Source organism: Parasphingorhabdus sp., from assembly GCF_049667325.1.
In the GTDB taxonomy this organism is placed as follows: Bacteria; Pseudomonadota; Alphaproteobacteria; order Sphingomonadales; family Sphingomonadaceae; genus Parasphingorhabdus.
Map to the genome: position 1 here is coordinate 1 of NZ_JBATHY010000054.1, position 6,959 is coordinate 6,959.

General features: G+C 58.7%; 5 protein-coding genes and 1 pseudogene. 2 read left to right on the top strand and 4 right to left on the bottom strand.

Annotation, left to right across the window (positions count from 1 at the left end; translation table 11 throughout):
* Positions 1-399, top strand: a pseudogene (locus WBM93_RS02890) (SAM-dependent methyltransferase); the annotation flags it as partial.
* A 12-nt stretch (positions 400-411) separates the two neighbouring features.
* Here WBM93_RS02890 and ribA read toward each other — a convergent pair.
* From ribA to WBM93_RS02910, 4 genes are all read right to left on the bottom strand, one after another.
* A complete protein-coding gene (ribA, locus tag WBM93_RS02895) occupies positions 412-1,491 on the bottom strand; it encodes a GTP cyclohydrolase II (protein ID WP_424427979.1) in 1,080 nt (359 codons plus the stop codon).
* Positions 1,488-2,282 (bottom strand): exodeoxyribonuclease III, encoded by a 795-nt coding sequence (gene xth / locus WBM93_RS02900; protein ID WP_424427981.1) that lies wholly within the window; start codon positions 2,280-2,282, stop codon positions 1,488-1,490. Before xth ends, ribA begins: the two co-directional genes overlap by 4 nt.
* Before the next feature lie 291 nt (positions 2,283-2,573).
* Complete coding sequence (locus WBM93_RS02905; RefSeq protein WP_424427983.1) at positions 2,574-3,203, bottom strand: LolA family protein; 630 nt, start codon at positions 3,201-3,203, stop codon at positions 2,574-2,576.
* A gap of 81 nt (positions 3,204-3,284) precedes the next feature.
* On the bottom strand, positions 3,285-5,594 hold the full coding sequence (locus WBM93_RS02910) for a DNA translocase FtsK 4TM domain-containing protein (protein ID WP_424427987.1): 2,310 nt from the start codon (positions 5,592-5,594) through the stop codon (positions 3,285-3,287).
* A 172-nt stretch (positions 5,595-5,766) separates the two neighbouring features.
* Here WBM93_RS02910 and WBM93_RS02915 point away from each other — a divergent pair.
* Positions 5,767-6,959 (top strand): UbiH/UbiF/VisC/COQ6 family ubiquinone biosynthesis hydroxylase (locus tag WBM93_RS02915; RefSeq protein ID WP_424427985.1); only part of this gene is annotated, 1,193 nt, incomplete at its 3' end.

Here is a 6,959-nt window from a genome sequence, read left to right on the forward strand (position 1 = left end):
GGCCCGGTGGTGATCCTGACCTTCGATCCGGCTTCCCCCTATTTCTGGCTGGCCGATTATATTCCGGAGATCATCGAACTCGACCAGCCGATCATGCCAAAGCTGGAGGCGTTCGATCGGATATTGGGCAGAACCAAAGTTGAGGCCATCGCGGTACCCCGCGATTGTTCAGACGGTTTTCTCGGTGCTTATTGGCAACGCCCGCAGGCCTATCTCGACCCGCAGGTCCGGGCGGCAATATCGACCTTTTCAAAGCTTGAGAATATCGCGGCCGCTCTGGCTGAACTCGAGCAGGATCTCGCCTCAGGTGTCTGGGAAAAGCGTTATGGCCATTTGATGGAATTGGAGAGTCTGGACGTGGGTTATCGGCTGGTTACAGCAGACCCGATTGGGTCTTAGTCAAAGGGGACCTTAAAGCTTGTGCCCCGTCCGGTCCCGCTTGGTCTCGAGATAAAATTCATTGTGCGGATTGGCGGCGATCTTGACCGGCAGGCGCTCTTCCACGGTTACGCCACATGCTTCCAAACCCTCCACTTTCTCCGGATTGTTGGTCAGCAATCTGACTTTCGGCACGCCCAGCAATTGCAGCATCCGTGCGGCAATCGAAAAATCCCGCGCATCTATCGCGAAGCCCAGCCGCTGGTTAGCATCGACCGTGTCAAAGCCCTGATCCTGCAGCGCATAAGCGCGCAGCTTGTTGATCAGGCCGATCCCGCGGCCTTCCTGCCGCAAATAAAGGAGAACCCCCCAGGTTGCTTCATTCATCTGATCGAGCGCGGCGTGGAGTTGTGGCCCGCAATCGCATTTCAGGCTGCCGAGCACATCGCCGGTCAGGCATTCGCTGTGCAGGCGGACAAGCGGCGTGCTGCTGTCACGCTTGCCGACGACCAAAGCGATATGGTCGGTGGCATCGGCATCGCTGCGAAAGCCGTAGATATGCGCGTCGCTGTTGGCCGCGACGGGGAGCCTGGCATGGGCGCTGATGGTCAGCGCATCGGCATTGTCATAGGCTGCGATATCTTCTGCCTGGACGATATCTTCGGCGCTATCGACAATTACAAATGCCGGCAGCAGGCCGCCATGCCGCGCCAGTTCCATCGCCGCCGTGGCGGCTGGTGCATTGGTCAGCGTCTCGCTACGAAACGGGCCTTTCATCGGATAGCGCATATCGAGTACCGGATCGACGATGGCGATAATCTCGACCGCGGTAACCGGCGCGGGCAGGCTGATCTGGATTGGCAGGTTGGGGTCGGCGGCGGCAAACTGGTTGAGCAGTTTCAGCGTCGCCGCACGGCTGGCGGAGATGATCAGCGAGATTGTTCCGGAAGAGGGCAGGGCCGTCTCGAGATTGCCGGTTTCGACCGGCAGCAGGTTCAGGCGCTTGCCACCCGCTTCAACCCCGACCGGCCATCCCCGGCGCAGCGCGTCAATCGCGCGGGCCGCACGGCGGGCAGCAGCCTTGTGGGCCTCGTCGAGAGGCGCTGCGTTCAAAATTCGAATTCCGTGATCAGCGGCGCGTGATCCGACGGCTTGCCCCAGCTGCGTGCGTCTTCGAGGACGGAATGGCTGACCGCTTTATCTGCCAGTTTCGGGCTGACCCAGACATGGTCGAGCCGGCGGCCCTTGTCCGATGCCCGCCAGTCCTTTGCGCGGTAGCTCCACCAGGTGAACAGCCGCTCGGGGTCGGGAATCAGCTTGCGGCCGATATCGACCCAGCCATGGGCATCGCGCATCCTGTAGAGATGGTCGATCTCGATCTGGGTGTGGCTAACCACTTTGAGCAAGGCCTTGTGGCTCCAGACATCGGACTCCAGAGGCGCGACATTGAAATCCCCCATCAGGATCGTCGGTTCTTTCAGATTCCTCGACCATTCGGTCATCCGGCCAAAGAAATCGAGTTTCTGGCCGAATTTGGGATTGATTTCACGGTCGGCAACTTCGCCGCCTGCGGGGATATAGACATTCTCGATGCGCACACCGTTTTGCAGGACCGCGCCGACATGGCGGGCTTCGCCATTGTCCTGCCAGTCGAACCGTTCATCCTTGTGCAGCGGGACGCGGCTGATTATCGCGACGCCGTGATGCATGGGCTGACCGTGCAGGATCATATGATTATAGCCAAGGCGCCGGAACATCCCTTCTGGGAATTGTTCATCGCGCACCTTGGTTTCCTGCAGGCAGAGAACATCGGGTGCTTCTTCGGTCAGGAAGCGTTCGACAATGTCGAGGCGGGCGCGGATGCTGTTAATATTCCAGCTGACGATTTTCAGGGTATCACTCATGTCGAGCCTGATAGCCACGCTCGCGCAGAAACCCAAGCTCAAAGGCGATCGCATTGCGCAGTAATTTCGATGAGTGGAGAAAGTAAAACCCCCACCTCCGGGGGCATTAAGGAGGTGGGGGCTAACTCGCGTTCGTCACGCAAAAGGATGGTTCGAGACATGTTTCGTCAGGTAACAGGGGGAAGACCTGACCGTCTCTTCGCATCCTGTATTTGGTTATACGCCGGTGTTTCTGTCGCGAATATGAACGAAAAAAATATCAGTTTCTGCTGATCGGCAGCCTGTCTCGGTTCATCGCTTGCCGCGGCTTTTCTTCCGCGGATCGGTCCAGTTGAAGCTGCTATTGGCGACCGGAACACCGAATTTCTGATTCGAAAGCCGGATCGACGTGCGATTATTCTTCGAATCCAGTGACACCCATCCGTCAAGGCTCAGACCGCCCGGCGCACCCGGCTTTTTGGTAAAAACCATTGTAATTACGCCATATTCCGGACGTTTAGGGTCGTTGACTTCGACGCTCAGCACGTTCGGATTGCGAGTCGGAACGATCTTGCCATATTTCGACAAATCCCGCTCCGGATTGAGCAATGCCGCGAGCGGGCTGTTGCTGATCGGCCAGCGCTGGACCTGATTCACTTCATAGTCGATCAGAGTCAGCGCTTTTCCGTCGCCCACGATCAGCAGATTGGCATCCTTCTGATATTGAAAGCGAATCTTGCCGGGCTGCTTGATAGTCAGCGTCCCGGACAGCAATTGGCCGCTGCGGTCGGTCTGGCTGAAATTTGCCGTCATTGTCGACATCGAACGCAGATGGTTCGATATTTTCGACAGACTGTCGGCGGGGCTTTGCTGGGCGGTGGCAGGCAGGCTTGCTGTCAGGGCCAGTGGCGCAGCGATCAAGGCGAAACCATATTTCAACATTACGAAAACTCCAGATAATCCAGATATCCGCCTAGCCAGTGGCGATTGAACAATGGCTTAATCACTTCGTCAGGAAAGCCGCTAGAGCGGTTCACCATTCTGATCGCGCAGCACTTCGCGGCGTCCGATATGGTTGGGTGCGCTGATGAAATCATCTTCTTCCATCCGGTCGATGATCCGCGCGGCGGTATTATAGCCGATCCGCAATTGCCGCTGCAGCCAGCTGGTCGATACTTTCTGGCTTTCGAAAACGATCTGGCAGGCCTGGGTATATTGCCGGTCTTCCTTGCTGTCGCTCAAGTCTGCACCGTCGAGGGCAAAGCTGCCATCCTCGGGTTCCTCGGTTACCGCCTGGATATAGGCCGGTGTTCCCTGCGAGCGCCAGTGATCGGCGACACGGCGCACTTCGTCATCGGAGACAAACGGGCCGTGAACCCGGGTCAATTGCTTGCCGCCGGGCATGTAGAGCATGTCGCCTTTGCCAAGCAACTGTTCTGCGCCCTGTTCGCCGAGAATGGTCCGCGAGTCGATCTTGGAGGTGACGTGGAAACTGATCCGGGTCGGCAGGTTGGCCTTGATGACGCCGGTAATGACATCGACCGAAGGCCGCTGGGTCGCCATGATCAGGTGGATACCAGCCGCGCGCGCCTTTTGCGCGAGGCGCTGGATCAGGAATTCGACCTCCTTGCCGGCGGTCATCATCAGGTCGGCAAGCTCGTCGACGATGATCACGATCTGCGGAAGCACTTCAAAGTCGAGCTGCTCTTCTTCGTAAATCGGGCGCGATGTTTCGGGGTCATAGCCGGTCTGGACACGGCGGCCGAGCGGCTGCCCCTTGGCCTTGGCACCCTTGACCTTCTCGTTGTAGTTGGCGAGATTCCGGACCGAAATCGACGACATCATCCGGTAGCGTTCTTCCATCTGCTCAACCGCCCATTTCAGCGCGCGGATGGCCTTGGCCGGTTCGGTGACGACCGGGGACAGAAGATGCGGAATATCGTCATAGGTGCTGAGTTCCAGCATCTTGGGATCGATCATGATCATTTTGCACTCGTCCGGGGTGAGCCGGTAGAGCAGCGACAGGATCATGCAGTTCAGGCCGACAGATTTACCCGAGCCGGTAGTGCCTGCAACCAGCAGATGCGGCATAGGCGCCAGATCGGCAATCACCGGATCGCCGGAGATATTCTTGCCCAGGATGATCGGAAGCTTGCCGGTCTGTTCGGCGAAACTGTCGCTGCCGACCATTTCGTGCAGCACTACCATCTCGCGATTGGCATTGGGCAGTTCGATGCCCATCACCGTGCGTCCGGGAATGGCGGCAACGCGCGCCGACAGCGCCGACATGTTGCGGGCGATATCTTCGGCCAGCTGGATGACGCGGCTCGCCTTGATACCCGGAGCCGGTTCCAGTTCATACATGGTGACCACGGGCCCCGGCCGGACAGCGTTGATCGTACCCTTGACGTGAAAATCATCGAGCACCGATTCGAGCAGTCGCGCGTTGCGTTCCAGACCGGCCTTGTCGATGACATTGTTATTCTGTGCCGGTGCAGGGGTAAGCAGGTCCAGTGACGGCAGCACATAAGGCCCGAAGAAATCGCCCTGTTTGGCTTTGTCCGCGCCCGCTCGCTTGGGCGGCAATGCTCGATCGCTGATCTCCGGTGGAGGCCGGTTGTCGGGTTTCACCGATTTGCGCGGGGCGGGGTCTTTCTTGGCTTTGATCGTACCGGAACGATCGGGCTCGATCACGAGGCCGTCATCTTTCTGGCCGAAGGGATTTTTGATCGCCGGGACTTTGAAAGATGCTCCGGAAAACAGCGGCCGGTCGAGCCGCAAGCTCAAATAGCCGACGGCAAGTCCGCCTGCGAGGGTCAGGGCGATCAGGATGCCGGACACGAGGCCGCTCCAGCTCGCAGAGATCGCATTGAGACCGGCGCTGATACCGTTGGCCAGCAACATACCGGCGAGTCCGCCCATTCCCGCCGGCAACTCCATTTGTGGTTCCGGCAACCATAGAGCCAGCCCGAAGCCAACCAACAGTGTCGCGAGCAGGCACCACAGCAACTGTCGCTTCCAGCCTGGCTGCGGAATGTCCCGCCACAAACGATTGGCCAGCACAAGCAGCAGCGGCAGGAACAGGACGACGGGCAGCCCGATCAGCGACAACAGCAGATCGGACAGATAGGAACCGAAAATCCCCATCCAATTATGGTCGACACTGCCTGCGGCTGTATTGAAAGAAGGATCGCTTGGCGAATAGCTTACCAGTGCGAGAAACAGGAATGCGGTCGCCAGCACAGTCGTGACGGCCCCGATCAGGGCGCCGCTGCGCAACAGGCTGAGACGCATGATCTCGCGCCAGTTCGCTTCTTTGGCTTTTTCCGCCATCATATACTCCCGTGCGTCACCCCAGCCGAAGGCGCGCGTTAACGAATTGCTCCTTTGCGCGAATCGGGGACTCTCCGTCAAGTTTCTTGGCGTTATTTTACCGGATTTGCCTTTCTTTCCCTGCCATCGATGCCTACCTATATTCCCTGTTATGGCTCGGAAAGGCGTCTCGATGGGATCTGATTCTCGAAATAGCGATATCATCATATTGGGAGCGGGCATGATCGGCCTGACCCAGGCACTGACTCTTGCCGCCCATGGCTTGCAGGTCGCGATTATCGACCGCGCCCAGCCGGACGACCTGCTCAACCCGCAAAATGATGCCCGGGTGTCCGCGATCAACAGCGCCAGCTGGAACATGTTCGATGCGATCGGCCTGGCCGAGAAACTCCGACCACATGGCTGTGATATTGATAAAATACTGGTCAACGACGGGCTGAAGCCCGGCACTCTGGATTTTGTTCCGGGCGAAGGCGAAGGCCCGATGGGCATCATGGTCGAAAATGCCGTGCTGCGCCGGCTTTTGTTCGAGGCGGCGCAGGCTGATGACGCCATTGCACTGCACCTGTCGGCACAGGTCGCATCCTGTGATCGTCAGCAACATCGCGTCGATATCATGCTCGACAATGGCGAACAGCTTTCTGCCCCGCTGCTGATTGCGGCCGATGGCCGGGGCAGCCGGATGCGCGAAGAAGCCGGAATCATCATGGCCCACTGGCAATATGATCATAGCGCGATCGTCTGCAAGATCGCGCATGAAAAGCCGCATGGCAACGCCGCCTATGAATTGTTTTTCCCGTCCGGTCCCTTTGCGATCCTGCCGATGCTCGATGACGCGGACGGCAAGCATCGCTCGGCGGTTGTGTGGACGGTCTCCAGAAAAGACGGGCCGGCTTTTGCAAAGATCAACAAGCGCGCCTTTGTCGCCGAGATGATGAAGAAGACCGGTGGTTTTCTGGGCGAGCTGGAGCTGCTCACCGACCGTCAGACCTATCCTCTGGGTTTTCACCATAGTTCCCATCTCACAGCCGACCGGCTGGTGCTGATCGGGGATGCCGGCCACGGCATCCACCCGATCGCGGGGCAGGGGCTCAATCTGGGCTTGCGCGATGTTGCCGCGCTGACCGAATGTCTTGTCGAGGGCGCGCGCACTGGTCTGGATCTGGGTGATTCACAAATTCTCGCACGCTATGACCGCTGGCGCAGCCTTGACAATATGATGGTGTCCGCCGCGACCGATATATTGACCCGCCTGTTCGGACTGCCGGGAGAAACTTCCTCGGCGATCCGGCGGATGGGAATCGCCCTCGTCCAGCGCATCCCGCCGCTCAAGGCGCAATTCATGGCGGAGGCGAAAGGCGAAAC

Bases quoted from the DNA above. Each gene is read 5' to 3' on its own strand.
- WBM93_RS02910 (WP_424427987.1), bottom strand. From the start codon at position 5,594: ATGGCGGAAAAAGCCAAAGAAGCGAACTGGCGCGAGATCATGCGTCTC.
- WBM93_RS02905 (WP_424427983.1), bottom strand. From the start codon at position 3,203: ATGTTGAAATATGGTTTCGCCTTGATCGCTGCGCCACTGGCCCTGACA.
- xth (WP_424427981.1), bottom strand. From the start codon at position 2,282: ATGAGTGATACCCTGAAAATCGTCAGCTGGAATATTAACAGCATCCGC.